General features: G+C 51.1%; 2 tRNA genes. Both read right to left on the reverse strand.

The features are described from left to right. Window positions 1-2 precede the first annotated feature (2 nt). Window positions 3-78 (reverse strand) — tRNA-Gly (locus ACLJXE_RS24330). 157 nt (window positions 79-235) lie between these two features. Further along, window positions 236-311, reverse strand: a tRNA-Gly gene (locus ACLJXE_RS24335). Window positions 312-403: the final 92 nt, after the last annotated feature.

Genomic DNA, 403 nt, shown 5'->3' on the forward strand with positions numbered 1-403 from the left:
TTTGGAGCGGGAAACGAGACTCGAACTCGCGACCCCGACCTTGGCAAGGTCGTGCTCTACCAACTGAGCTATTCCCGCTTAATCTTCGTCTTTCGAACCGCTACTGCGTTGGCTGCCTTCATTCGCCTAAGTCACTTACTTCAGTAAGCTCCTAAGGACTCATTCAGTTGCCGCCTTGTCGCAATTCGAAATCCTGCGATTGGGTGGTGCGTATCTTGCGATACTTTTCAAATTTTGGAGCGGGAAACGAGACTCGAACTCGCGACCCCGACCTTGGCAAGGTCGTGCTCTACCAACTGAGCTATTCCCGCTTAATCTTCGTCTTTCGAACCGCTACTGCGTTGGCTGCCTTCATTCGCCTAAGTCACTTACTTCAGTAAGCTCCTAAGGACTCATTCAGTTG

This window comes from Citrobacter sp. U14242 (assembly GCF_046555775.1).
Classification (GTDB): Bacteria; Pseudomonadota; Gammaproteobacteria; order Enterobacterales; family Enterobacteriaceae; genus Citrobacter.